The organism is Klebsiella sp. 1SOBk10mer, from assembly GCF_046602535.1.
GTDB classification, from domain to species: Bacteria; Pseudomonadota; Gammaproteobacteria; order Enterobacterales; family Enterobacteriaceae; genus Klebsiella; species Klebsiella quasipneumoniae.
The window spans coordinates 120,516-142,267 of sequence record NZ_JBKIUP010000008.1; the positions used below are offsets into that span (position 1 = coordinate 120,516).

23 protein-coding genes, 1 pseudogene and 1 riboswitch are annotated in these 21,752 nt (G+C 59.1%); of the genes and pseudogenes, 14 read left to right on the forward strand and 10 right to left on the reverse strand.

What is annotated here, in order from left to right:
* Positions 1 to 14: 14 nt before the first annotated feature.
* Positions 15 to 572, forward strand: coding sequence for a DcrB family lipoprotein (locus ACLH1I_RS20335; protein ID WP_023291237.1), 558 nt, complete (start codon positions 15 to 17; stop codon positions 570 to 572).
* On the opposite strand, the gene ACLH1I_RS20340 is transcribed toward ACLH1I_RS20335, so the two are convergent.
* Positions 573 to 1,793, reverse strand: a complete 1,221-nt coding sequence (locus tag ACLH1I_RS20340) for an MFS transporter (protein ID WP_151629242.1) — start codon at positions 1,791 to 1,793, stop codon at positions 573 to 575. It lies immediately after the preceding gene.
* Positions 1,794 to 1,926: 133 nt separating this feature from the next.
* Here ACLH1I_RS20340 and ACLH1I_RS20345 point away from each other — a divergent pair, with 133 nt between their 5' ends.
* A complete protein-coding gene (locus tag ACLH1I_RS20345; RefSeq protein WP_017899986.1) occupies positions 1,927 to 2,976 on the forward strand; it encodes an AI-2E family transporter in 1,050 nt (349 codons plus the stop codon).
* On the opposite strand, the gene arnF is transcribed toward ACLH1I_RS20345, so the two are convergent.
* From arnF to ACLH1I_RS20385, 8 genes are all read right to left on the reverse strand, one after another.
* Positions 2,973 to 3,353: a 4-amino-4-deoxy-L-arabinose-phosphoundecaprenol flippase subunit ArnF gene (gene arnF / locus ACLH1I_RS20350; protein ID WP_023319275.1), complete on the reverse strand. Its 381-nt coding sequence runs from the start codon at positions 3,351 to 3,353 to the stop codon at positions 2,973 to 2,975. The two genes, ACLH1I_RS20345 and arnF, sit on opposite strands and share 4 nt — an antisense overlap.
* Complete coding sequence (gene arnE / locus ACLH1I_RS20355; protein WP_004202083.1) at positions 3,353 to 3,691, reverse strand: 4-amino-4-deoxy-L-arabinose-phosphoundecaprenol flippase subunit ArnE; 339 nt, start codon at positions 3,689 to 3,691, stop codon at positions 3,353 to 3,355. The genes arnF and arnE overlap by 1 nt, the downstream gene beginning before the upstream one ends.
* The gene (gene arnT, locus ACLH1I_RS20360; protein WP_151629240.1) at positions 3,688 to 5,343 is read right to left on the reverse strand and encodes a lipid IV(A) 4-amino-4-deoxy-L-arabinosyltransferase; all 1,656 of its coding nucleotides are present in this window, start codon (positions 5,341 to 5,343) and stop codon (positions 3,688 to 3,690) included. The genes arnE and arnT overlap by 4 nt, the downstream gene beginning before the upstream one ends.
* Positions 5,343 to 6,245: a 4-deoxy-4-formamido-L-arabinose-phosphoundecaprenol deformylase gene (gene arnD, locus ACLH1I_RS20365; RefSeq protein ID WP_004202080.1), complete on the reverse strand. Its 903-nt coding sequence runs from the start codon at positions 6,243 to 6,245 to the stop codon at positions 5,343 to 5,345. Before arnD ends, arnT begins: the two co-directional genes overlap by 1 nt.
* The gene (gene arnA / locus ACLH1I_RS20370; protein WP_049004434.1) at positions 6,242 to 8,227 is read right to left on the reverse strand and encodes a bifunctional UDP-4-amino-4-deoxy-L-arabinose formyltransferase/UDP-glucuronic acid oxidase ArnA; all 1,986 of its coding nucleotides are present in this window, start codon (positions 8,225 to 8,227) and stop codon (positions 6,242 to 6,244) included. The genes arnD and arnA overlap by 4 nt, the downstream gene beginning before the upstream one ends.
* Positions 8,224 to 9,207, reverse strand: coding sequence for an undecaprenyl-phosphate 4-deoxy-4-formamido-L-arabinose transferase (gene arnC / locus ACLH1I_RS20375; RefSeq protein WP_049004433.1), 984 nt, complete (start codon positions 9,205 to 9,207; stop codon positions 8,224 to 8,226). The genes arnA and arnC overlap by 4 nt, the downstream gene beginning before the upstream one ends.
* A 1-nt stretch (position 9,208) precedes the next feature.
* Positions 9,209 to 10,348, reverse strand: coding sequence for a UDP-4-amino-4-deoxy-L-arabinose aminotransferase (arnB, locus tag ACLH1I_RS20380; RefSeq protein WP_049004432.1), 1,140 nt, complete (start codon positions 10,346 to 10,348; stop codon positions 9,209 to 9,211).
* Positions 10,349 to 10,744: 396 nt separating this feature from the next.
* The gene (locus ACLH1I_RS20385; protein WP_012540376.1) at positions 10,745 to 11,251 is read right to left on the reverse strand and encodes a phenolic acid decarboxylase; all 507 of its coding nucleotides are present in this window, start codon (positions 11,249 to 11,251) and stop codon (positions 10,745 to 10,747) included.
* A gap of 97 nt (positions 11,252 to 11,348) precedes the next feature.
* Here ACLH1I_RS20385 and ACLH1I_RS20390 point away from each other — a divergent pair, with 97 nt between their 5' ends.
* From ACLH1I_RS20390 to ACLH1I_RS20425, 8 genes are all read left to right on the forward strand, one after another.
* Entirely contained in the window at positions 11,349 to 12,209 is an 861-nt protein-coding gene (locus tag ACLH1I_RS20390) for a LysR family transcriptional regulator (protein WP_017899988.1), read from the forward strand.
* 137 nt (positions 12,210 to 12,346) lie between these two features.
* Entirely contained in the window at positions 12,347 to 13,915 is a 1,569-nt protein-coding gene (nikA, locus tag ACLH1I_RS20395; RefSeq protein ID WP_048295688.1) for a nickel ABC transporter substrate-binding protein, read from the forward strand.
* Complete coding sequence (gene nikB, locus ACLH1I_RS20400) at positions 13,915 to 14,859, forward strand: nickel ABC transporter permease subunit NikB (protein WP_065802733.1); 945 nt, start codon at positions 13,915 to 13,917, stop codon at positions 14,857 to 14,859. Before nikA ends, nikB begins: the two co-directional genes overlap by 1 nt.
* On the forward strand, positions 14,856 to 15,689 hold the full coding sequence (gene nikC, locus ACLH1I_RS20405) for a nickel ABC transporter permease subunit NikC (RefSeq protein ID WP_004202068.1): 834 nt from the start codon (positions 14,856 to 14,858) through the stop codon (positions 15,687 to 15,689). Before nikB ends, nikC begins: the two co-directional genes overlap by 4 nt.
* Positions 15,689 to 16,453 (forward strand): nickel import ATP-binding protein NikD, encoded by a 765-nt coding sequence (nikD, locus tag ACLH1I_RS20410; protein ID WP_198080017.1) that lies wholly within the window; start codon positions 15,689 to 15,691, stop codon positions 16,451 to 16,453. The genes nikC and nikD overlap by 1 nt, the downstream gene beginning before the upstream one ends.
* On the forward strand, positions 16,450 to 17,241 hold the full coding sequence (gene nikE / locus ACLH1I_RS20415) for a nickel import ATP-binding protein NikE (protein ID WP_198080016.1): 792 nt from the start codon (positions 16,450 to 16,452) through the stop codon (positions 17,239 to 17,241). Before nikD ends, nikE begins: the two co-directional genes overlap by 4 nt.
* Positions 17,229 to 17,627, forward strand: coding sequence for a nickel-responsive transcriptional regulator NikR (gene nikR / locus ACLH1I_RS20420; protein WP_151629234.1), 399 nt, complete (start codon positions 17,229 to 17,231; stop codon positions 17,625 to 17,627). The genes nikE and nikR overlap by 13 nt, the downstream gene beginning before the upstream one ends.
* 98 nt (positions 17,628 to 17,725) lie before the next feature.
* Positions 17,726 to 17,907, forward strand: a riboswitch (M-box (ykoK) riboswitch).
* A 56-nt stretch (positions 17,908 to 17,963) separates the two neighbouring features.
* Positions 17,964 to 18,977, forward strand: a complete 1,014-nt coding sequence (locus tag ACLH1I_RS20425; protein ID WP_017899992.1) for a magnesium transporter — start codon at positions 17,964 to 17,966, stop codon at positions 18,975 to 18,977.
* A gap of 34 nt (positions 18,978 to 19,011) precedes the next feature.
* Here the strand turns inward: ACLH1I_RS20425 and ACLH1I_RS20430 are convergent, their stop codons facing one another.
* Positions 19,012 to 19,287 carry a LysR family transcriptional regulator gene (locus ACLH1I_RS20430; protein ID WP_004204933.1) on the reverse strand — a complete coding sequence of 92 codons (276 nt, stop codon included), beginning with the start codon at positions 19,285 to 19,287 and terminating at the stop codon, positions 19,012 to 19,014.
* Between the two features lie 336 nt (positions 19,288 to 19,623).
* On the opposite strand from ACLH1I_RS20430, the gene ACLH1I_RS20435 reads away from it, so the two are divergent.
* The 4 genes and pseudogenes from ACLH1I_RS20435 to ACLH1I_RS20450 form a co-directional block, all read left to right on the forward strand.
* Positions 19,624 to 20,577 carry a hydroxyacid dehydrogenase gene (locus ACLH1I_RS20435; protein WP_004204934.1) on the forward strand — a complete coding sequence of 318 codons (954 nt, stop codon included), beginning with the start codon at positions 19,624 to 19,626 and terminating at the stop codon, positions 20,575 to 20,577.
* Positions 20,578 to 20,587: 10 nt separating this feature from the next.
* Positions 20,588 to 21,286 carry an RraA family protein gene (locus ACLH1I_RS20440; protein WP_151629232.1) on the forward strand — a complete coding sequence of 233 codons (699 nt, stop codon included), beginning with the start codon at positions 20,588 to 20,590 and terminating at the stop codon, positions 21,284 to 21,286.
* Positions 21,287 to 21,350: 64 nt separating this feature from the next.
* Positions 21,351 to 21,644 (forward strand): annotated as a pseudogene (locus ACLH1I_RS20445) (anion permease); the annotation flags it as partial.
* Between the two features lie 31 nt (positions 21,645 to 21,675).
* Positions 21,676 to 21,752 (forward strand): hypothetical protein (locus tag ACLH1I_RS20450; RefSeq protein ID WP_411302888.1); only part of this gene is annotated, 77 nt, incomplete at its 3' end.

Sequence of the window (21,752 nt, forward strand, 5' to 3'; positions counted from 1 at the left end):
AAAGGAAGATGTCAATGCGCAATTTGGTTAAATATGTCGGTATTGGCCTGCTGGTGATGGGGCTTGCCGCCTGCGATAACAGCGATTCAAAAGCGCCAACCGTTGGGGCAGCAGCGGAGAGCAACACCAGCGGCCAGGCGATCAGCCTGCTGGATGGCAAACTGAGCTTCACCCTGCCTGCGGGCATGGCCGACCAGAGCGGCAAACTGGGTACTCAGGCGAACAACATGCACGTCTATTCTGACGCCACCGGCCAGAAAGCAGTCATCGTCATCGTCGGCGACAGCACCAATGAAGACCTGGCGGTGCTGGCGAAACGCCTGGAAGATCAGCAGCGTAGCCGCGACCCGCAGCTGCAGGTGGTGAGCAATAAGTCGCTGGAGATCAAAGGTCATACCCTGCAGCAGCTGGACAGCATCATCTCCGCCAAGGGGCAGACCGCGTGGTCTTCCGTACTGCTCGGCAAAGTGGATGACAAACTGCTGACCCTGCAGGTCACCCTGCCGGCGGACAACCAGCAGCAGGCGCAGACCGAAGCGGAAAGCATCATCAGCACCCTCACCATCCAGTAATTACTGGCCTGGTGCGACGGCCTCCGGTTCGCTGACCGGGGGCCGTTTTTTTAACCGCCAGCCCAGCAGCAGCGCCGCCATCACCAGACCTGCCGCCGCCAGATATATCACCGGGATCCCGGTCCACGCCATCAGCAAGCCGGCCAGCGGCCCGGTGACGCCTAACGACAAATCCATAAACACGGTATAGGTGGCCAGCGCCGACCCTTGGTTGTGCTGCGGCACCGCTTTCACCGCCACCACGCCCAGCGCCGGAAAGACCAGCGAGAACCCGGCCCCGGTAAGCAAGGTGCCGATTTTCGCCAGCAACGGCGTATCAGCAAAGCCGACCAGCAGCAGGCCGATGATCTCCACGCTAAAGCAGAGCATCGCCACGTTCAGCCCGCCGAAGCGGTTAATGGCGTTAGGAAACAGCAGCCGCGCGCCAACGAACGCGCAGCTGAACAGCGTCAGGGCGAAGGCCGCCCCGTCCCAGCCTTTGGCCTCATAAAACAGCGTGATAAAGGTGGCGATAACCCCGAAACCGGCGGAGGCCAGGGCCAGCGCCATGCCGTAGGGCCACACCCGCCCGAACACCGCGCGAAACGACATCGCTTTGTCTTTCGCCGCCTTCACCGCTGCGCGGGGCAGCGCGCAGAGGATAGCCGCCAGCGCAACCGCCATAATGACCCCGGCCAGGCCGCTGAGGCCAATGTACGAATAGCACAGCACGCCGAGCGGGGCGCCCATCGCCATCGCCCCGTAGGTCACAATGCCGTTCCACGAGATCACCCGCCCGATATGCAGCGACCCAACAACGCCGACGCCCCACAGCGTCGAGCCGGTGCCGGCAAAGCTCTGGCCGATGCCGAGAATGACCCGCCCCAGGCATAGCAGCAGCAGGCTAACCAGCGGCCAGCCGCTGCTCCAGGCGGCAAGCAGGTAGCTCAGGCCGCTTAAAAAGCAGCCGCAGAGGCCGAAGACAACGATCTTTTTGGGCCCCAGCAGGTCAGCATAGCGCCCGGCGTGCGGGCGGCTGAGCAGCGTGGCGAAATATTGCAGACTAATCACCAGGCCGGCCCAGAAAGCGCTAAAGCCCATTACATCATGCACATAGCCGGGAAGCACCGCCAGCGGCAAGCCGATGGTGAGATAGCTGGCAAAGTTAAAAATGACGACGGAGACAATCCGCAGATTGAGGCGCAGTCCGTTGAGCGCCGGTTCGGCGACGGGTTCGGGCATCAGGTTCCACCAGATTTCGACAACCAGCTTTCACTATTACCACGCTGGCGGCGGAAAAGCCGCTCGCCTTTCGGAATATTGGCAGCCAGCGAACCGCTACACTTATCAGGCGCGACTCACAAAAGGAATACCTATGTCCCCTCCGCAGGCTGATAAAGCCGGGCTCCATATTTTACTTAAGCTGGCGGCGCTGGTGATTATCCTCGCAGGGATCCACGCCGCCGCCGATATTCTGGTGCAGCTGCTGCTGGCGCTGTTTTTCGCTATCGTCCTCAACCCGCTGGTCACCTGGTGCATTCGCCGCGGGGTGCGGCGCCCGTTCGCCATTACGCTGGTGGTGACGGCAATGCTGGTCATGCTGACCGCGCTGCTTGGCGTGCTGGCGGCGTCGCTCAATGACTTTGTCGCCATGCTGCCCGATTTCAACCGCGCCCTGACGCGTAAGATCGTCCAGCTCCAGGAGTATCTCCCCTTTCTCAACCTGCATATCAATCCGGAGCGCATGCTGCGACGTATGGATTCAGAACGGCTGATGACCTGGGCCACGACGCTGATGACCCAGCTTTCCGGGGCGATGGCCAGCATTGTGCTGCTGGTGATGACGGTGATCTTTATGCTGTTTGAGGTTCGCCACCTGCCCTACAAACTGCGTTTTGCCCTCAATAACCCTCGTCTGCATATCGCCGGGCTGCACCGGGCGCTGAAAGGCGTTACCCACTATCTGGCGCTGAAAACGCTGATCAGCCTGTGGACCGGGCTGATTGTCTGGCTGGGGCTGCTGGCAATGGGGGTGCAGTTCGCGCTGATGTGGGGGGTGCTGGCGTTCCTGCTGAACTATGTGCCGAATATCGGCTCCGCCATCTCCGCCATCCCACCCATGCTGCAGGCGCTGCTGTTCAGCGGCATCTATGAGTGCCTGCTGGTCGGGGCGCTGTTTCTGGTGGTGCATATGGTGCTGGGCAACATGGTGGAGCCGCGCATGATGGGCCACCGGCTGGGGATGTCGACCCTGGTGGTGTTCCTGTCGCTGCTGGTCTGGGGCTGGCTGCTGGGGCCGGTGGGAATGCTGCTCTCGGTGCCGTTAACCAGCGTCTGTAAAATCTGGATGGAGACCACCGTCGGGGGCAGCAAGCTGGCGATCCTGCTCGGCCCGGGGCGTCCCAAAAGCCGGCTCCCCGGCTAGCGGCGTTTCACCGGCCAGAAGATGGTCAATACGCCGGCGACGATAATCGCCACGCCCAGCAGCGATTGCCAGTAGAACGGCTCATGCCAGCCGGGCAGCCAGATGGCGGCAGCCCACACCAGGATATAGCTCAGGCTCAACAGTGCATACGCTTTTGATAACGGTAGACGGTGGAGGGCAAAGTACCAGCAGACCATTGACAACAGGTAGCCCAGCAGGCCGAAAAACAGGCCGAAGGTACCAGGCTCGAAATGCAGCAGATGCTGGAGAAAGGCCAGAATATCGGTCAGCGGCGGCAAGGCCACCATGGCGCTGCGCAGCAGCAGCTGCGCGGCGCTGACAAGGCCGACGCTGAATAATGCCCAGAGAAAGCCCATCAAACGCTGGTCCCCAGAATGACAATGCCCACGACGATCAACCCGACGCCAAACCAGTGGCGGCGAGCGACCGGCTCATGCCAGATGCCCCAGCCCGCGAGGGTGACCCAGACGAAGTTCAGGCTCAGCATCGGATAGGCGATGCTCACCGGAATAGACTGCAGGACGCTCAGCCACAGCAGCATGCCGCAGCCGAGGCATAGCAGCGCCATCCCCAGCCAGAAGAGTATATGGCGACTCCGCCGTCCGCGACGGGACGGGCGGGTCGCCTGTTTCTGGCACAGCTGTCCGGCGCAGCTCAGCAGGCTGGCGAAAACCAGACAGATCCAGACGCTCATTGCGGCAGGTACTGAAGGAAGACCACCCGACCCAGCTCGTAGGCGTTATCGGGTTTCGGTAACGGTAAGTCGACCATACTCTCTCCTTTATCCATCAACAGCACCAGCGAGACCGGCCCCTGCTGACGGTGCGTGGCCAACCAGTCGGCAAACCCGGCCTGGCTGACAAAGCTTCCCTGAGCGTCAGGCCAGTCGAGACCGTACTTCAGCTCACCCTGTTTGTCGAACATAATAATATCGCTTCGCTTCAGCTCCCAGGCCAGGCCGCCGGCGATCCCGACGTTGTTCGTCAGGACGTAACGGCTGGGCTGCAGGGATTCGCTGACGATATCCACGAGGAACTGCGGCTGTTTGCTGTCGATAACCCGGTCCGGAATGGCGAAGCCCACCAGCAGCGCCAGGCCAAGCGGGCAAAGCGCCGCCAGGCTCCAACGGCGGCCAGCGTCTTTCATCGCCAGCCAGCCCATCAGCGCCCAGACGGCGAAGGCGATGGCCGCCAGCAGACATTTATACAGCTCAATCTTGGTCCACACCGGCTTATGCATCACGCCCCAGGGCGAGACCACCAGCACGGCGATCAGCCCCAGCAGGCCGACGCCCAGGTTGATCATCCCGTTGACCCGTAACGCTTTCGCGCCGGTCTTCGCCGCCTCCAGCGCGTAGCGCGCCATCAGGATCGACAGCGGCGCAAAGCACGGCAGGATATAGGTCGGCAGTTTGCCTTTGGCGATGCTGAAGAACAGGAGCGGCATCACCACCCAACCGAGCAGATACAGCGCGCCGCGGGCCTCATCGCGCTCACGCCAGCCGCGCTTCAGCGCCCCTGGCAGCAGGGCCAGCCACGGCAGGCTGCCGGCAATCAGGAACGGGATGTAGTACCAGAACGGCGCTTTGTGCTGGGCGTCTTTTTCGGCGAAACGCTGAATATGCTCGACCCAGAAGAAGTAGCGCCAGAAGTCCGGCTCGCGCTGGGCGATAGCCAGCCCCCAGGGCAGCACCACCAGCGTACAGACGACCACCGCCAGCCAACCGTAGGTCAGCACTTCACGCCAGCGTTTACGGGCGATCACCCATGGCAGAACGCCCACCACCGGCACCGCCAGCGCAAGGAAACCTTTGGTCATCACCCCCATACCGCAGGCGACGCCCAACAGCACGTAACCCAGTATTTTGCCGCCGCGGCTCTGCGCCTGCGTCGCGCCCCAGAAGCTGCACATCGCCAACGCCAGCCACAGGGTGATCATCGGGTCCAGCACCGCATAGGTACCAATCGCATACACCAGCATCGCGGTGAGAAAAATCACTGGCGACAGGACGGCTACCCGCTTATCGCGAAAGATGCGCCACGCCAGCCAGGCCACCAGCACGGCGGTCATGGTGATGGCGAAGACCGACCCGAAGCGTACGCCGAAGTTATTATGGCCAAACAGCCACTGGCCGACACTGTTGATCCAGTAACCGGCAATCGGCTTTTCGAAGTAGCGCAGCCCGAGAAAATGCGGCACCACCCAGTCGCCGGTGGCCAGCATTTCACGGCTGATCTCCGCATAGCGTGTTTCATCGGGTTGCCAGAGCAAACGGAAATTGAGCGGCAGCAGGTAATACAGCGCAAACAGCGCAATCAGAGAGACGCCATAGCGAATGCTTTTCATCAAACACCCGAAGTCAGTAATTGTTCACGTCCGAGCCAGCCTTCCCGGCCAGCCAGTTCACCCCGAACCACTTTGCCGGACGGCAGCTCGCTAAAGTCAGCGGGCAGCAGCTGGCTCAGTGGGCAAAACTGAATTTCTTCTTCCGCCGCCATGGTCAGCAGTTCATCGAACTGATCGGCATAGGCAATACCTTCCACTTCGGCGTGAATGGTATAGACCGGCACGCCAGGGTCGCGATGGATGCAGTCGAGGAGATAGCGGTTAAAGCCGGCGATATCCACCGCCGTGCCCACCGCCTCGTCCCAGGTCGGCAACGTGACCGGGATCTGCACCGTACCAGAGACGCCGCTGCCGAGCTGGGGCAGAAACGGCCGCGTGCCGCGACAGTCGCTGTTGTAGAGAAAATCGAAGGATTCTTTGGCTTTCACCACCCGCTGATCGGCGCGCCAGCCGGCAACGGCCGAACAGGTGACCGGGCGGCCGATGATGCGCTCGAGCTCCAGCAGGCCACGCTCGACCTCCAGCGTCAGCCGTTCCTGCGGCCAGACGCCGCTCCACGCCTGCCAGCTGTAGTGGTCCCAGGCGTGCAGGCCCACTTCATGAGACTCGGCGGTCGCACGGATCACCGCCTCGTTCCCCGCGCCGATGCGGCGTCCCGGCCACGCGGTGCCGGCCAGCAGAATATCCCAGCCGTACAGCGAAGCCGCTCTGGAACGCAGCATCTTCCACAGAAACTTCGGTTTTACCAGGCGCCACAGGTGACGCCCCATATTGTCCGGCCCGACGCTGAAGAAGAAGCTTGCCTGAATCCCGTGCTGGCCTAGCAGGTCCAGCAGCCGCGGAACACCGTCCCGCGTCCCGCGAAAAGTATCGACATCTATGCGTAAGCCGACCTGTTTCATGGATGTTTAGCGTCCACCAGTTCTACCGTGCGCAGGAAGAAGTCCAGCGTATGCTCAACGGTCTCTTCCATCTCCACCTTCGGCTCCCAGTTCAGGCAGCGTTTGGCGTTGCGGATGCTCGGTTTGCGATGCTCAACGTCCTGATAGCCCTTGCCGTAGTAGTCGCTGCTTTCCACTTCGCGGAAGCCGGCAAACGGCGGGAAGCGATCGCGCAGCGGATGGCGTTCGAAGCAGGCCAGCAGCATCTCCGCCAGCTCTTTGATGCTCGCTTCGTTATCCGGGTTACCGATGTTGATGATCTGCCCGTCGCAGCGGCCGTCTTTGTTCTCGATGATGCGGAACAGCGCTTCGATACCGTCGCTGATGTCAGTAAAGCAGCGCTTCTGCTTACCGCCTTCGATGAGCTTGATCGGCGAGCCTTCCACCAGGTTGAGGATCAGCTGGGTGATGGCGCGGGAGCTGCCGATACGCGCGGCGTTGAGGTTATCCAGACGCGGCCCCATCCAGTTGAACGGACGGAACAGGGTGAACTTCAGGCCATTCTTATCGCCGTAGGCCCAGATCACGCGGTCCAGCAGCTGCTTGGAGACCGAGTAGATCCAGCGCTGTTTGTTGATCGGCCCGACCACCAGGTTGGAAGTATCTTCGTCGAAGTTTTTGTCGGTGCACATGCCGTACACTTCAGAGGTCGACGGGAAGATGATGCGCTTATTGTATTTCACGCAATCGCGGATGATCTTCAGGTTCTCTTCGAAATCCAGCTCGAACACGCGCAGCGGGTTGCGGGTGTACTCGATAGGGGTGGCGATAGCTACCAGCGGCAGCACCACGTCGCATTTCTTAATGTGATATTCGATCCACTCGGAGTGAATGCTGATATCGCCTTCCACGAAGTGAAAACGCGGGCAGTCGAGGAAACGGCTGATGGCGTCGGAGCCGATATCCAGGCCGTAAATCTCATAGTTGTCGTCCTGCAGCAGGCGTTCGGTCAGATGGTTACCGATAAAGCCATTGACGCCGAGGATCAGCACCCGGGTACGACGCTTAACCGCCACCACCGGTTTGCTGCTGATCACCGCCCCGGACACCAGGCCCAGCGCCTGCGCCAGCTGGGCGCCCTGCATGTACACGCCGCGTTCGGTCTGGCCGGTGACAATCTCCAGCGCCCCTTCCTGGCACGCCACGATCAGCGGTGCAACGGAGATAACGGTGCCCGGTTTGGCTGCAGGTAGATCACTGCGTACACGGGATTTCCAGACAATAAATTTGTTCGCGCCAGCGTAGCCGAAGGCCCCCGGCCACGGATCGGAGACCGCGCGCACCAGATTGTGCAGCGTCTGCGCCGGCTGCTCCCAGTCGAGGCGGCCATCTTCCGGGGTGCGCCGTCCCACATAGGTCGCCTGGCTGTGATCCTGCGGACGTTCATCGGTGGTTCCGGCGAGGATCGCCGGCAACGCCTGGCTCAGCAGCTCAGTGGCGGCAGCGCACAGCTTGCGGTGCAGCGTCAGGGCGGCGTCATCCGGGCCAATCGCCACGGTTTGCTGAGCGACGATATCGCCGGCATCCGCGCGGTTCACCATCCGGTGCAGCGTCACGCCGGTTTCGCTTTCGCCATTGACCAGTACCCAGTTCAGCGGCGCGCGGCCGCGATATTTCGGCAGCAGCGAACCGTGTAGATTAAACGCCCCTCTCGGCGCAAGACTGAGGATCTCATCGCCCAGCAGGTTGCGGTAGTAGAAGGAGAACAGCACGTCCGGCTTCATCTCGCGGATACGCTCAATCCACAGCGGATGGTTCACGTCTTCCGGCGCCCACACTGGAATGCCCTGCTCGGCGGCAAGGCGCGCCACGGAGCCAAAGAAATGGTTTTCGCCAGGGTTATCCGGGTGGGTGAAAATAGCAGCGATATCATATCCAGCGTCCAGCAGAGCCTGGATACCGGTGCAACCCATATCGTGATAAGCGAAGACTACGGCTTTCATGAACGATCTTCCTCTTTAGATGCCGTTTCCGGCTGGCGAACAACACGTTGAATAAAGTAGCGGGGACGCGCGCGCACGTCGTTATAGATGCGGCCGATATACTCCCCGAGCAGGCCCATCCCGACAAACTGGGCGCCGATGAACATAAACAGCACGGCAAAGAGCATAAATACCCCTTCCGCCGCCCACTGCGGGCCAAAGGCCAGACGCAGCACCACCAGCATCAGGCCAAAGGCGAAGCCCAGCAGGGCAATCACGCTGCCGAAAATACTGAGCAGACGCAGCGGCGTGGTGGTCAGACAGGTCACCAGGTCATACATCAGGTTGATCAGGCGCATAAAGCTGTATTTGGAGTCGCCGAATTCACGTTCGGCATGCATCACCGGGATCTCCACCGCGCGACGGGCGAAGGTATTCGCCAGAATCGGGATAAAGGTGCTGCGTTCGTGGCAGTTGAGCATGGCGTCGATGATATGGCGGCGGTAAGCGCGCAGCATGCAGCCGTAGTCGCCCATCGCTTTGCCGGTGGTGCGCTGGATCAGGCGGTTGATCATCTTCGACGCGGTTTTGCGGAAGATGCTGTCCTGACGGTTCTGGCGGACGGTGCCCACCACGTCGTAGCCTTCATCCGCCTTCGCCACCAGCCGCGGGATCTCTTCCGGCGGGTTTTGCAGGTCGGCGTCGAGCGTAATGATTAAATCGCCGGTTACATGGCTGAAACCGGCCATGATCGCCGAGTGCTGGCCGTAGTTACGGTTTAACAGCACGGCGACGACATGACTGCCTTCCGCCTCGGCGGCTTCGGTGAGCATGCGCGCGGAATCGTCGCTGCTGCCATCGTCAATCAGCAGAATTTCATATTGCCGCCCCAGCGTGGCGCAGGCGGTATCCGTACGACGAAGCAGCTCCGGCAGGCTATCCTGTTCGTTATAAACCGGAATAACCACCGAGACCTTCTTCACGGGAGGGTAAGTAAGCATATCAACGTCCTGACAGCTGGCGCAGTGCGGAAATGACGCGAGTAACATCGTCATCGGTCATGTCCGGGAACAACGGGAGAGAACAGATGCGGGCGCTGTTCCATTCGGTATTCGGCAGGGATACCTCCGGGAAGCGCTCGCGGTAATATTTTTGCGTATGGGCCGCACGGAAGTGCAGGCCAGTGCCGATGCCCATCGCCTTTAGCTTTTCCATCAGCGCGTCGCGGCTGATGCCGCAGGCAGCCTCATCGACGCGGATGATAAACAGATGCCAGGCGTGCTGGTGATCCCAGGCCGGGACGCTCAGCGGCATAAACGGCGTGTCCGCCAGCTCGCGCAGATAGCGCTGGGCAATTTCCGCCCGCCGCTGGTTGGCATGAGGCAGTTTTTCCAGCTGGACCAGCGCCAGCGCGGCGTTGATGTCGGCAAGATTGTATTTAAAGCCCGGAGCGATCACCTCCGCCTGCGGCGCGCGGCCATGGGTCTGGCGGTCATAGGCGTCCACGCCAAGACCATGGAATTTCAGGCTGCGGATGCGGGAGGCCAGCTCGTCGTCGTCGGTGACAATCAGGCCGCCTTCAGCGCAGGTCATGTTTTTGATCGCGTGGAACGAGAAAATCGCGGTCCCCTGCCAGCCTACGTGGCGGCCCTTATAGTGGGTCCCCGCCGCATGGGCGGCGTCTTCGATCACCGGAATGCCATGGCGCTCGCCCACCGCGCGAATGGCGTCGATATCGGCTGGCGCCCCCGCGTAGTGCACAGGAATAATCGCTTTGGTACGCGAGGTGATCGCCGCTGCCACCGCCTCAGGGGTGATCATCAGATTGTCGTTATCGACATCGATCATCACCGGCGTGGCGCCCAGCAGGCAGATCATATTGAGAGTGGAGACCCAGGTCTGGGACGGCGTAATGACTTCATCGCCAGGGCCAATACCCAGCGCCATCAGGGTCACATGCATCCCGCCGGTCGCTGAACTGACGGCAATCGCGTGGCGGTTGCCGGTCAGCTGGCAAAATGCCGCTTCAAGTGCCTGATTCTTCGGTCCGGTGGTGATCCAGCCCGACGTTAAAACTTCACGCAGGGCTGCCAGCTCTGCGTCGCCCATCGACGGGCGCGAAAAAGGCAAAAAATCGCTCATCATCATCCTGTTCTGTAGATGACCCACGCACAAACCTGGGTCGTTAGAATAAAATATCCTGCGCCTGCGGACTTAAACGAAATTAAAATGAAGTGAGTTCAGCGCGGCATTCCATTTCAGGGTATTTCGACCACTATTAATGTAGTTGACCTTGCTTAGGATAATATTAAGAAATTAATCTTTTCTCAGCATAGCCAAATAAATCATTAAGAAACAGAATGATAGGTTTTATTTATGGCAGAATTTTGACAAAAAAGCGTTCCTGTCTGGAAAAGCAAACAGGAACGCTATCGCGGAAAGTAAACGGGGGTTAAACCAGATAACAATTAATGACGCTGTCTTTGTCACGCTTGATGACAAAAAGTTAGCGCAGATCACAAAGTTATTTCTGCTTAATTACAAATTTGCAGGAAAATCAGCTGGCAATTCACTTGCCGGGCAATTAATAACCTCGTCATTATCCGCGCCACAGTCGCGAATGAAGGTGATAGTAGCAAACTCGTCAATCACTTCCGTCGGGTAGGCCGGGCCGGCATCGCGGTACGAATTCATCAGAGGAATGTGATCGTTCTGGAAGCAGACGGTTTTTTCCGGGTTATTCATGATCCAGCGCGGGAAGAAAATGGTGCCGTGGAACAGTTTATCGCCCAGGTTGACGATCAGGCTGACGTCGGTACCGGTCGGTTCGGTCCATGAGATTTTGTAGATACTTTCCCCCACCCGCACGATGTACGCTTCCTGATCTTTCACCCAGCGATTGCCGACGATGCCGCTGTGAATACGGTAGTCGAGGGTGTGGCCGTTTTTGACGTAAATTTCGTAGTTCCAGCCGTTGTCGTAGGTGTAGACCAGATGTTTACCGATAAAGCCGCTGAGGTCATGTTTGTCGAAAGTGCTCATCATTTATTCTCCTCTGTGTTGTTGAGGACAGCATACGTCTTTAAAAATTGAATGAATAACGCTATGTTTGGATTAAATACATCCAAATTTTAGATTGATTATGCACAAGACAACCCTGGAGCAGTGGGCGTTACTCGAAAAGGTAGTGGAATTGGGGAGCTTTGCCAGAGCGGCGGAGGAGACCAATCGCAGCCAGTCTTCGGTGAGCTATAACCTCGCGCTGCTGCAGGAGCGTTTAGGGGTAGCGCTGCTGGCGCCGTCCGGGCGGCGGGCGGTGCTGACCCCGGCCGGCGAACTGCTGCTGAATCAGGTCAAACCGCTGCTACAGGCCTTCGCCTACGTTGAGACGCATGCCGCCACTCTGCGCAACGGGGCGCGCACCCGTCTGGATCTGGTGGTCGACAGCATTTTCCCGCGCCAGCGGTTGTTCGCCATTTTGCGCCAGTTTCAGCAGCGTTATCCGCAGACGCAGGTCAGACTCACCGAAGTGCTGGAAAATATGGATGACGAGGGTGCGGCGCGAACGGAAGCCGATGTCATGGTTCTGACCCGCCGCCAGGATATTACCGGCCGCGGAGAGTGGCTGATGAATATTGATTTTATCGCCGTCGCCCACCGCGACCATCCTCTCGCCGCCCTCGACGGTCCGCTGGAGGATAGCGCGCTGGCGCCATGGCCGCTGGTGCGCATTGCCGACCAGACCGGCGATGGCCAGGCGACGCGTGACGCCTGGACTTTCTCCACCATTGACGCCGCCATTGATGCGGTGATGTATCAGGTCGGCTTCGGCTGGCTGCCGGAAGAGCGCATTCGTTCCCATCTCGATCAGGGCGTGCTGAAGCGGCTGCCCCTCAGCCATGGCGCGCGCCGCGCGACGCCGCTGCATCTGATCGTCAAGCGGGATCTGGCGCCGATCGACGAACAGGTGGCCACGCTGCTGGGGTTGTTCCGGGCGCCCTGAGGGGTAAAGCGGCGCCTGCCCCTGCGCATAATCATACGGATTACTTATACTTTTCGGCGCAATATTGATCCAGGTTACTCCGAAAGTATGATGAATCACTAAAATCGTCATACTTTCCTGTCGTTGAGATTGCCGTCTTGTCTATTTTCCGCCTCACTCTGCTGGCGCTGATCGCCTGCGTCCCTCTGCTGGCTCAGGCCGCGCAGCACTCGCTCACCACCGCCTGGCCGGTGAACGTCGGCCCGCTGAATCCGCATCTTTATACCCCCAACCAGATGTTTGCCCAAAGCATGGTCTATGAGCCGCTGGTGAAGTATCAGGCTGACGGCAGCGTGCAGCCCTGGCTGGCGACCCGCTGGCGTCACTCCGCCGATGGTAAAACCTGGTGGTTCACCCTGCGCGAGGATGTGACCTTCTCCAACGGCGAACCCTTTAACGCCCAGGCCGCAGCGGCGAATTTCCAGGCGGTGCTCGCCAACCGTCAACGCCACGCCTGGCTTGAGCTTGCCAATCAGATAACCGACGTGCGGGCGCTCAGCGCCAGCGAGCTGCAGATCACCCTGAAAAGCGCCTACGCCCCCTTGCTACAAGAGCTGGCCCTGCCCCGCCCGTTCCGCTTTATCGCCCCCTCGCAGTTTATCGATGGCGGCACCGCCAACGGCATCAAAGCCCCGATCGGCACCGGGCCGTGGCGACTGGCGAGCTCGCAGCTCAATCAGCGCGACGTGCTGGTACGCAACGAACAGTACTGGGGTAATAAACCCGCGCTACAGCAAATCACCATCAAAGTGATCCCTGACGCCACCAGCCGCGCGGTGGCGTTCGAAACCGGGGAAATCGACATGCTCTACGGCGACGAAGGGCTGCTACCGCTGGATACCTTCGAACGCTTTCGTCATCACCCCGGCTACGTGGCTCGACTCTCCGCCCCGACGGAGACGGTGATGCTGGCGCTGAACGCCAGCCAGGGCCCGACCCGCGAGCAGGCGGTTCGCGAGGCGCTCAACTACGCCGTCGACAAGCAGACCCTCGTCGATAGCGTGCTCTACGGCACCCAGCAGGTTGCCGATACCCTGTTTGCGCCCTCGGTCCCCTACGCCCCGCAGGATCTGACGCCGCGCCGTTACGATCCGGCAAAAGCCCGCGCCCTGCTGGCGCAGGCCGGCTGGCAGCAGCCGGAAGGCCAGCCCTGGCGACAAAAAGCCGGGCAAGCGCTGGCGATTGAGCTGGCGTTTATCGGCACCGACGCGCTGGCTAAATCGATGGCCGAAATTATTCAGGCCAATCTGCGGGAGGTCGGCGTCCGCGTCACCCTGGTGGGCGAGGAGGAGAGCAGCATCTATGCGCGCCAGCGCGAAGGCCGGTTCGGCATGATCTTCAATCGCACCTGGGGCGCCCCCTACGATCCGCATGCCTTTTTAAGCTCGATGCGCGTGCCCTCGCATGCCGATTATCAGGCCCAGCGCGGCCTGCCCGACAAAGCGCTGATTGATAAAGAGATTAGCGAGGTGCTGACCACCAGCGACGAGGCGCAGCGGAAACGGCTGTACCACGATGTGCTGACCCGTCTGCATCAGGACGCGGTGTACCTACCCATCAGCTATGTCTCGCTGATGTCGGTTGCGCGCCAGGAGGTCGGCGAGATCCCGTTCGCGCCGGTGACCACCGAGATCCCGTTCGACCAGATTAAACCGGTAACGCCATAATGCTACGCTATATTTTACGCCGCCTGCTGCTGCTGATCCCGCTGTTGCTCGCCGCCTCCGCCATCATCTTTCTGCTGCTGCGGCTCGGCACCGGCGACCCGGCGCTGGATTATCTGCGCCTGTCGAACTTGCCGCCCACGGAAGAGATGGTCGCCTCGACCCGCGAACTGCTGGGTCTCAACCAGCCGCTGGCGATGCAGTATCTGCACTGGCTGTGGCGGGCGCTGCACCTGGACTTCGGCCTCTCCTATGCCACCCGGCGGCCGGTGCTGGACGACCTGCTGCACTTCATGCCAGCCACCCTGCTGCTCACCGGCGCGGCGCTGGCGCTGATCCTCGTCACCTCGCTGCCGCTGGGGATCTGGGCGGCGCGCCATCGCGATCGCCTGCCGGATTTTGCTGTACGGCTGATTGCCTTCCTCGGCGTGTCGATGCCGAACTTCTGGCTAGCCTTTCTGCTGGTGATGCTCTTTTCCGTGCATCTGCAGTGGCTCCCGGCGATGGGATACGGCGACTGGCAGCACCTGATATTGCCCGCCGTCTCCATCGCCTTTATGTCGCTGGCGATTAACGCCCGGCTGCTGCGCGCCAGCATGCTGGAGGTCTCCGGCCAGCGTCACGTGGTATGGGCGCGGCTGCGCGGGTTGAGCACGCGCCAGGTGGAGCGGCGGCATATCCTGCGCAACGCCACCCTGCCGGTGGTGACCGCCATGGGCATGCACATTGGTGAGCTGATCGGCGGCACGATGATTATCGAAAATATCTTTGCCTGGCCGGGGGTTGGCCGCTACGCGGTTTCCGCGATCTTCAATCGCGATTATCCAGTGATTCAGTGCTTTACCCTGATGATGGTCACGGTGTTCGTACTGGCTAACCTGGCGGTGGATGTGCTTAACGCGGCGCTCGACCCGCGCCTGCGCCGCCATGAGGAGGTGAGCGTATGAGATGGCTGCGAAACTTCCGCTGGCCGGTGAAACTGGCCCTGCTGGTTATCGCGCTGCTGGCGGTCATCGCCCTCGGCAGCGGCTGGTGGCTGCCCTGGGATCCGGCGGCGATTAACCTGCAGCAGCGGCTGCTGCCGCCAGGGGGGGCGCACTGGCTGGGAACCGATCATCTTGGACGGGATATTTTCTCGCGCCTGCTGGCCGCCACCCGCGTCTCGCTGGGGGCGGTAATGGCCTGCCTGCTGCTGGTGCTGCTGATCGGTCTGGCGGTTGGCGGCAGCGCCGGGCTGCTGGGCGGCCGCGCCGACCGCGGCCTGATGCGCCTCGCCGAACTGTTTATGACCTTTCCGACCTCGATCCTGTCGTTCTTTATGGTGGGGGTGTTGGGTACCGGGCTGACCAACGTGATCCTCGCCATTGCGCTGTCGCACTGGGCCTGGTACGCCAGAATGGTGCGTAATCTGGTGGTCTCCCTGCGCCAGCGCGAATTTATCCTCGCCGCCCGCCTGAGCGGCGCCAGCCAGTGGCGGCTGTTCAGCGACCATCTGGCAGGGGCGGTGATCCCCTCGCTGCTGGTGCTCGCCTCACTGGATATCGGCCATATGATGCTTCACGTGGCCGGCATGTCGTTCCTTGGCCTCGGCGTCAGCGCGCCGACGGCGGAATGGGGGGTGATGATCAACGACGCCCGGCAGTATATCTGGACCCAGCCGCTGCAGATGGTCTGGCCGGGGCTGGCGCTGTTCATCAGCGTGATGGCCTTTAACCTGCTGGGCGACGCGCTGCGCGATCGCCTCGATCCTCACCTGATCGCGGAGCATAGCCACTGATGCCGCAGAAGATCCAACTGCAACAGATCGCCCTTGCCGCCGACCGCCCGCTGGTCAGCGACGTCTCGCTTACCCTGCGCCGCGGCCAGGTACTGGCGCTGCTCGGCAGCAGCGGCAGCGGGAAATCGCTCACCTGCGCCGCCGCGCTGGGCCTGCTGCCGCCCGGCGTCAACCAGACCGCCGGCCGGGTGTTGCTTGACGGCATGCCGGTGCACGGCGAACAGCTGCGCGGCGCGACTATCGCCACTATCATGCAGAACCCACGCAGCGCCTTTAATCCGCTGCATACCATGGCCGCCCACGCCCGGGAAACCTGCCGGGCGGCGGGCCGCGAAGCAAGTGACGCCGCCCTGCTGGCGGCAATGGAAGAGGTGGGTCTGGATAATCCGCGGGCGCTGCTGAAACGCTACCCCTTTGAGATGAGCGGCGGCATGCTGCAACGGATGATGGTCGCCCTCGCCCTGCTCAGCCGCGCGCCCTTTATCATCGCCGACGAACCGACCACCGACCTCGATGCCATCGCCCAGGCGCAGATCCTCGATCTCCTGGCGGATATCGTCTCCAGCCGCGGTCTGGGGCTGCTGCTGGTGACCCATGACATGGGCGTTGTGGCGCGGCTGGCGGATTACGTAGCGGTCATGGAGAACGGTCGCCTCGTTGAACAGTGCGATGTAAATACGCTGTTCAGCGCCCCACAGCACCCGCTGAGCCAACGCCTGTTGGCGGCGCATCTGGCGCTGTACGGACTGGAGAAAACAGCATGAATTTACTCAGCGTCACCGGGGTGAGCCACAATTACCCGCACCACGGCAGGGTCCTGCACGAGATCCAACTCGCCATCGCCCCCGGCGAAACGGTGGCCCTGCTCGGGCGCAGCGGCTGCGGCAAGAGCACCCTGGCGCGGATGCTGGTGGGCCTGGAAACGCCGCAGCACGGCGATATTGTCTGGCGCGGCACACCGCTGACCGCCCTGAAGGGCGAGGCCGTCGGCACCTTCCGCCGCGATATTCAGCTGGTGTTTCAGGACGCCTTCAGCGCGGTGAATCCGCGCAAAACGGTGCGCGAGATCGTCAGCGAGCCGCTGCGCCATCTGTTGCGCTTGTCGCGCGAGGAACGCGCGCGTCAGGTGGAAGAGATGCTGCAGGCGGTCGACCTTTCCACGACGCTGCTCGATAAACGCCCGGCGCAGCTCAGCGGCGGACAGCTGCAGCGCGTCTGCCTGGCTCGCGCCCTCGCGGTACGGCCGCAGCTGTTGATTCTGGATGAAGCGGTCTCGAATCTCGATCTGCTGCTGCAGGCGGAGATTATCGCCCTGCTGAAGCGTCTGCAGGCCCAGTTTGGCACCGCCTGCCTGTTCATCACTCACGACCTGCGGCTGGTGGAGCGCTTTTGCCAGCGGGTGCTGGTGATGGAGCACGGACGCATCGTCGAAACCGCAACGGTCAGTCTACCGCTGCGCCTGCGCTCCCCTGCCGGACAGGCGCTCCAGCAGGCGGTGCTGCCACCTTTTCCTGCCACTCTGCTTAACGAGGCCATGCCATGCAGCGCGTAACCCTGACCCTTGATGATGACCTGCTGGCCGCTCTCGATGCGCTCAGCGCCCGCCGCGGCTACCACAATCGTTCGGAGGCGGTACGCGATATTCTGCGAGACGCCCTCAACCAGGATCCCGCGCCGTCGGAGCCGCGGCGCGGTTATGCCGTCCTGTCATATGTCTACGAGCATGAAAAACGCGAACTGGCGAGCCGGCTGGTGGCCACCCAGCATCATCATCACGATCTCTCCGTCGCCACGCTGCATGTGCATATCAGTCATGACGACTGCCTGGAGATTGCGGTGCTGAAGGGAGACATGGTCGAGATACAGCATTTTGCCGACGACGTGATTACCCAGCGCGGCGTGCGCCATGGGCATTTGCAGTGTTTAGCGGATGATTAACTATTTGAAAATTCTTATGTGGTTTATCAACAGTTGATAAACCACATAAATTATACGCTTTGTGAATTATCCCGCTTCGCCAATAATGGCGCTTCATTTAACGATCTCGTTATGGCGAGGCTCCTGCATAAATACAAGTTACCGCCCTGTTGGTATCGAGAGAGACCACTCAGGGAAATACAGGCTTCCATCGAATCAAGGTGTTGCCAAGGTAACTTCTGGCGGTCATGACCGTTCAGATACGTTATGCAGTGCTAAAACCAGGACGTAGGGATCTGCCTGCGCTAACCCTGTCTTGTTCGCCCCTATGAGTGATTTTTTATAGGGATTTTAATCATGTCTTCCATTCAACTCTGCGCCGCCCATCAGGCGACCTCTGGCTTCAACGGCGATGCCATCGCCCAGTACATGCGTACCGACTTTATTACGCTACAGGAACATCTCAGCGTCCATGAGGCGCGGGAGCACTTTATCTCGCAGCTCACCAGCGATGATATTCCCGGCCAGGTGTTTGTTGTCGCCGGTAAAAAGCTGCGCGGCAGCCTGTCGGTCAAAAAGCTACTGCAGGAAGGGGATGTCGGGCAGTCTATCCGCTACCTGATGGACAGCTGCCTGTTCCGCGTCAAACCTGACGATGAACGCCCGCAGGTCATTGCCGAGCTCAACGAGCGCGGCCTCGAGCTGGTTCCCGTCGTCGATAAAGGCGAGCTGGTCGGCTGCCTGATGGAAAAGGAGATCGCCCATCTGCTGGAGGATGACGTCACCGAGGACGCTCAGCTGCAGGGGGCGACGCTGCCGCTGGAAAAACCGTACCTCGAGATCAGCCCCTGGACGCTGTGGAAGAAACGCTCGGTGTGGCTGCTGCTGCTGTTCGTGGCCGAAGCCTATACCAGCAGCGTGCTGCAGCATTTCGAAGAGGCGCTGGAGTCGGCCATTGCGCTGGCCTTCTTTATTCCGTTACTCATCGGCACCGGCGGCAACAGCGGAACGCAGATCACCTCGACGCTGGTGCGCTCGATGGCGCTGGGAGAAGTACGGCTGCGCGATATGGGGCGGGTGATCCGCAAAGAGGTGTCGACCTCGTTTCTGATTGCCTTAACGCTGGGGCTGGCGGGCTGCCTGCGCGCCTGGATGATGGGGATTGGCATGGAAATCACGCTGATCGTCAGCCTGACACTGGTATGCATTACCCTGTGGAGCGCAGTTGTCTCGTCGGTCATTCCGATGGTGCTTAAACGGATCGGCATCGACCCGGCGGTGGTTTCCGCGCCGTTTATCGCCACGCTGATTGATGGCACCGGACTGATTATCTATTTCAAAATCGCCCAGTATTTTCTTGGGTTGAACTAACATCACGTAACAGCCCGGCCGATTAGCGCCGGGCTTATTCAACCAGGTTCTGGGCGCAACGAATCGTGGCGATAGCATTCAGGATACAAAGGATCTCTGGCGTGAGTTTGTAAAAAGCCTTTCCCTTTTCCGTTAATATTACCTTCCTGATATTTTTCCCTCGCACGATGAGATTAAAACCAATCTCGTTTTCCAGCGCACAAATACTGGTGGTAATGGACGCGGCATCGATACCAAAACGTTGTGCTGTATGATGAATATTCCCCGTTTGTACCATAACACTGAACATTTCAATCTGGGCATTATTCATAGTCAATACCCCCTTTTTATTTATTCATTCCGCCATCGTTTTAGTTAACCGCAAACAAAATGTCATTCACTGGCTGCCAATGCCCTGTCGAGCAACAATGTGAAATGCATAACACCGTTATTTAATTTTGCAATCCAGCCATTTCATAATGAAAAAAACCGACGATAACCCCTAATATAAATTTGTGATACTCATCAACATAAAAACAATTCACCATTAATTAACAAAATAAAAATCATTTTAATTTCAATATATTATAAAAATTATCACACTATAAATAAGTTGTGGCATAGGGCATGCATTTATCTCCACGTAAACAACACTGGAGAAATTGACATGACGTATAAAATTCTACTCCCGCAAGAGATCATGGCCGAAGGGAGAGAGTATCTGGAAAGCCGGGGTTATCAGCTAATTAATGGTTCCGGGATGGAAGAGGAAGATATCATCCGCGATATCGGCGACTGCGACGGTATCATCGTGCGCCTGTCAAAAATGTCCGACCGCGTTTTTGAAGCGGCTAAAAAGCTCAAAGTGGTGGCCCGCCATGGCGCAGGTTACGATACCGTAGATTTGGAGTCCGCCAAACGTCATGGCGTTGTGGTATTAAATGCCCCGATAGCCAACAGCATGTCAGTTGCGGAACTGACCATATTTTATATGCTGCACTGCTCACGTAATTTCAAGCTGGTCGAAGAAAAAATGCTTGAAGATTATTACTGGGCAAAACTGCGCACCCCGAAAGTTGAACTTGATGGTAAAACCCTGGGTTTAATTGGCGTAGGAAATATCGGCTCGCGCGTCGCGTTAAAAGCATTGCACGGCTTTAATATGAAAGTCATTGCCTATGATCCCTATAAAACGCAGCAGCAGATCCCCGAGGGTGTCGAACTGACTGACGATTTCGACCGAATTTTCAAAGAGAGTGATTTCGTTTCGCTGCACTGCCCAACAACAGCGGAAACCACCGACTTCGTCGGCGAAAAACAGTTCTCGATGATGAAGCCCAGCGCCTATTTCATTAATACCGCCCGCGGCAAACTCGTCGATGAGCGCGCACTTTATCACGCCTTAAGCCAGCAAATTATCGCCGGCGCCGGTGTTGATGTTTTGAAGAAAGAACCCTTCGATGCCAACGATCCTATTTTCGCGCTGAGCAATATCGTCATCGGCCCCCATATCGGTGCCGCCACTATCGAAGCAACCGACAGGGCGTCTCTTCATTCCGCCATCGGCATTGACGAAGTGTTATCGGGTAAAAAACCGTCCTGGCCGGTCCCAGGTTTTTAAGGAGCAAGAGATGACTATTGGTAACCGTATATTTTTAAAACGTCCGGTGGGAAATATTGCCCTGCTGAAAGAATATGAGCACCTGCCGGCGGCAAATATTGCTGACACCATGAACCGTATCGCGGTATTAGGCAACGGCATCAAGCGTATTTCCTCACCCCAAAAACCGATTATGGCCGGCTTCGCCATTACGGTAAAAGCTCGCGCCGGCGACAATTTGATGCTCCATGCCGCCCTGGATATGGCGGGAGAAAATGACGTCATCGTGGTCTCCAACGAAGGGGATCGCTCGCGGGCATTGATGGGCGAAATCATGGTGGCGTATGCCCATCACATGAAGAAAATTGCCGGTATCGTGCTGGACGGGCCGATTCGCGATATCGACGCCCTATCGGTGCTTGATTTTCCGCTCTATGCCACAGGCTCGAATCCGGCAGGCCCTTTCAAAATGGGACCCGGGGAAGTGAATACCCCCATTGCCGTGGGCGGCGTCGCTGTCTGCCCAGGCGATTTAATTGTCGGCGATGCGGATGGCGTCATTGTCATCCCACTGAGCGATGCAGAAACGGTGCTGGATAAAGCGAAAGAGTACGCCAAATTCGATGCCAGCAAAGTGGACGCCGCCAAACACGGTACCGCCAATCGTCAATGGGTTAAAAAATCGCTGGATGCAACGGGCGTCGAATTTATCGACGACACGTATCGTTAATTCGATTAAATAATATAAGCCACGGTGGTTTATCTGCCGTGGCCTTAAAGCAAAGGTAACAAAAATGCTTTATTTAAAACTCTTGCCGATTATCTTTTTCCCTGTTTTATTTTGGATAATACCGCATCCGGAAGGCGTTGCCGCCCCGACATGGCATATGGTTGGCATTTATCTGGCCATGCTCTGTGGCTTGGTTTTACGCCCGTTTACCGACGCGGTGATTATGCTGATTATTCTGGGATTCGCCTCTCTGGTACTCGACCCCGGTCCACTATTCGCTGGATTTGGCAGCCCGATGGTATGGTTTATTATCAGCGCTTTTATTATTTGCAAAGCGTTTGTCATTACCGGGTTAGGGGCTTTGTTGAATAAATCGAACTTTTGCTGAGTTGAAGGATCAGATCACGCATCTTCCCGACAGCGCAGACCGTTCCGTGGCAAAGCAAAAGTTCAAAATCACCAACTG

What these genes read in the sequence shown, in the direction of transcription:
- ACLH1I_RS20335 (WP_023291237.1), top strand. Translation starts at nt 15, where the DNA reads ATGCGCAATTTGGTTAAATATGTCGGTATTGGCCTGCTGGTGATGGGG.
- ACLH1I_RS20340 (WP_151629242.1), bottom strand. Translation starts at nt 1,793, where the DNA reads ATGCCCGAACCCGTCGCCGAACCGGCGCTCAACGGACTGCGCCTCAAT.
- ACLH1I_RS20345 (WP_017899986.1), top strand. Translation starts at nt 1,927, where the DNA reads ATGTCCCCTCCGCAGGCTGATAAAGCCGGGCTCCATATTTTACTTAAG.
- arnF (WP_023319275.1), bottom strand. Translation starts at nt 3,353, where the DNA reads ATGGGCTTTCTCTGGGCATTATTCAGCGTCGGCCTTGTCAGCGCCGCG.
- arnE (WP_004202083.1), bottom strand. Translation starts at nt 3,691, where the DNA reads ATGAGCGTCTGGATCTGTCTGGTTTTCGCCAGCCTGCTGAGCTGCGCC.
- arnT (WP_151629240.1), bottom strand. Translation starts at nt 5,343, where the DNA reads ATGAAAAGCATTCGCTATGGCGTCTCTCTGATTGCGCTGTTTGCGCTG.
- arnD (WP_004202080.1), bottom strand. Translation starts at nt 6,245, where the DNA reads ATGAAACAGGTCGGCTTACGCATAGATGTCGATACTTTTCGCGGGACG.
- arnA (WP_049004434.1), bottom strand. Translation starts at nt 8,227, where the DNA reads ATGAAAGCCGTAGTCTTCGCTTATCACGATATGGGTTGCACCGGTATC.
- arnC (WP_049004433.1), bottom strand. Translation starts at nt 9,207, where the DNA reads ATGCTTACTTACCCTCCCGTGAAGAAGGTCTCGGTGGTTATTCCGGTT.
- arnB (WP_049004432.1), bottom strand. Translation starts at nt 10,348, where the DNA reads ATGAGCGATTTTTTGCCTTTTTCGCGCCCGTCGATGGGCGACGCAGAG.
- ACLH1I_RS20385 (WP_012540376.1), bottom strand. Translation starts at nt 11,251, where the DNA reads ATGATGAGCACTTTCGACAAACATGACCTCAGCGGCTTTATCGGTAAA.
- ACLH1I_RS20390 (WP_017899988.1), top strand. Translation starts at nt 11,349, where the DNA reads ATGCACAAGACAACCCTGGAGCAGTGGGCGTTACTCGAAAAGGTAGTG.
- nikB (WP_065802733.1), top strand. Translation starts at nt 13,915, where the DNA reads ATGCTACGCTATATTTTACGCCGCCTGCTGCTGCTGATCCCGCTGTTG.
- nikC (WP_004202068.1), top strand. Translation starts at nt 14,856, where the DNA reads ATGAGATGGCTGCGAAACTTCCGCTGGCCGGTGAAACTGGCCCTGCTG.
- nikD (WP_198080017.1), top strand. Translation starts at nt 15,689, where the DNA reads ATGCCGCAGAAGATCCAACTGCAACAGATCGCCCTTGCCGCCGACCGC.
- nikE (WP_198080016.1), top strand. Translation starts at nt 16,450, where the DNA reads ATGAATTTACTCAGCGTCACCGGGGTGAGCCACAATTACCCGCACCAC.
- nikR (WP_151629234.1), top strand. Translation starts at nt 17,229, where the DNA reads ATGCAGCGCGTAACCCTGACCCTTGATGATGACCTGCTGGCCGCTCTC.
- ACLH1I_RS20425 (WP_017899992.1), top strand. Translation starts at nt 17,964, where the DNA reads ATGTCTTCCATTCAACTCTGCGCCGCCCATCAGGCGACCTCTGGCTTC.
- ACLH1I_RS20430 (WP_004204933.1), bottom strand. Translation starts at nt 19,287, where the DNA reads ATGAATAATGCCCAGATTGAAATGTTCAGTGTTATGGTACAAACGGGG.
- ACLH1I_RS20435 (WP_004204934.1), top strand. Translation starts at nt 19,624, where the DNA reads ATGACGTATAAAATTCTACTCCCGCAAGAGATCATGGCCGAAGGGAGA.
- ACLH1I_RS20440 (WP_151629232.1), top strand. Translation starts at nt 20,588, where the DNA reads ATGACTATTGGTAACCGTATATTTTTAAAACGTCCGGTGGGAAATATT.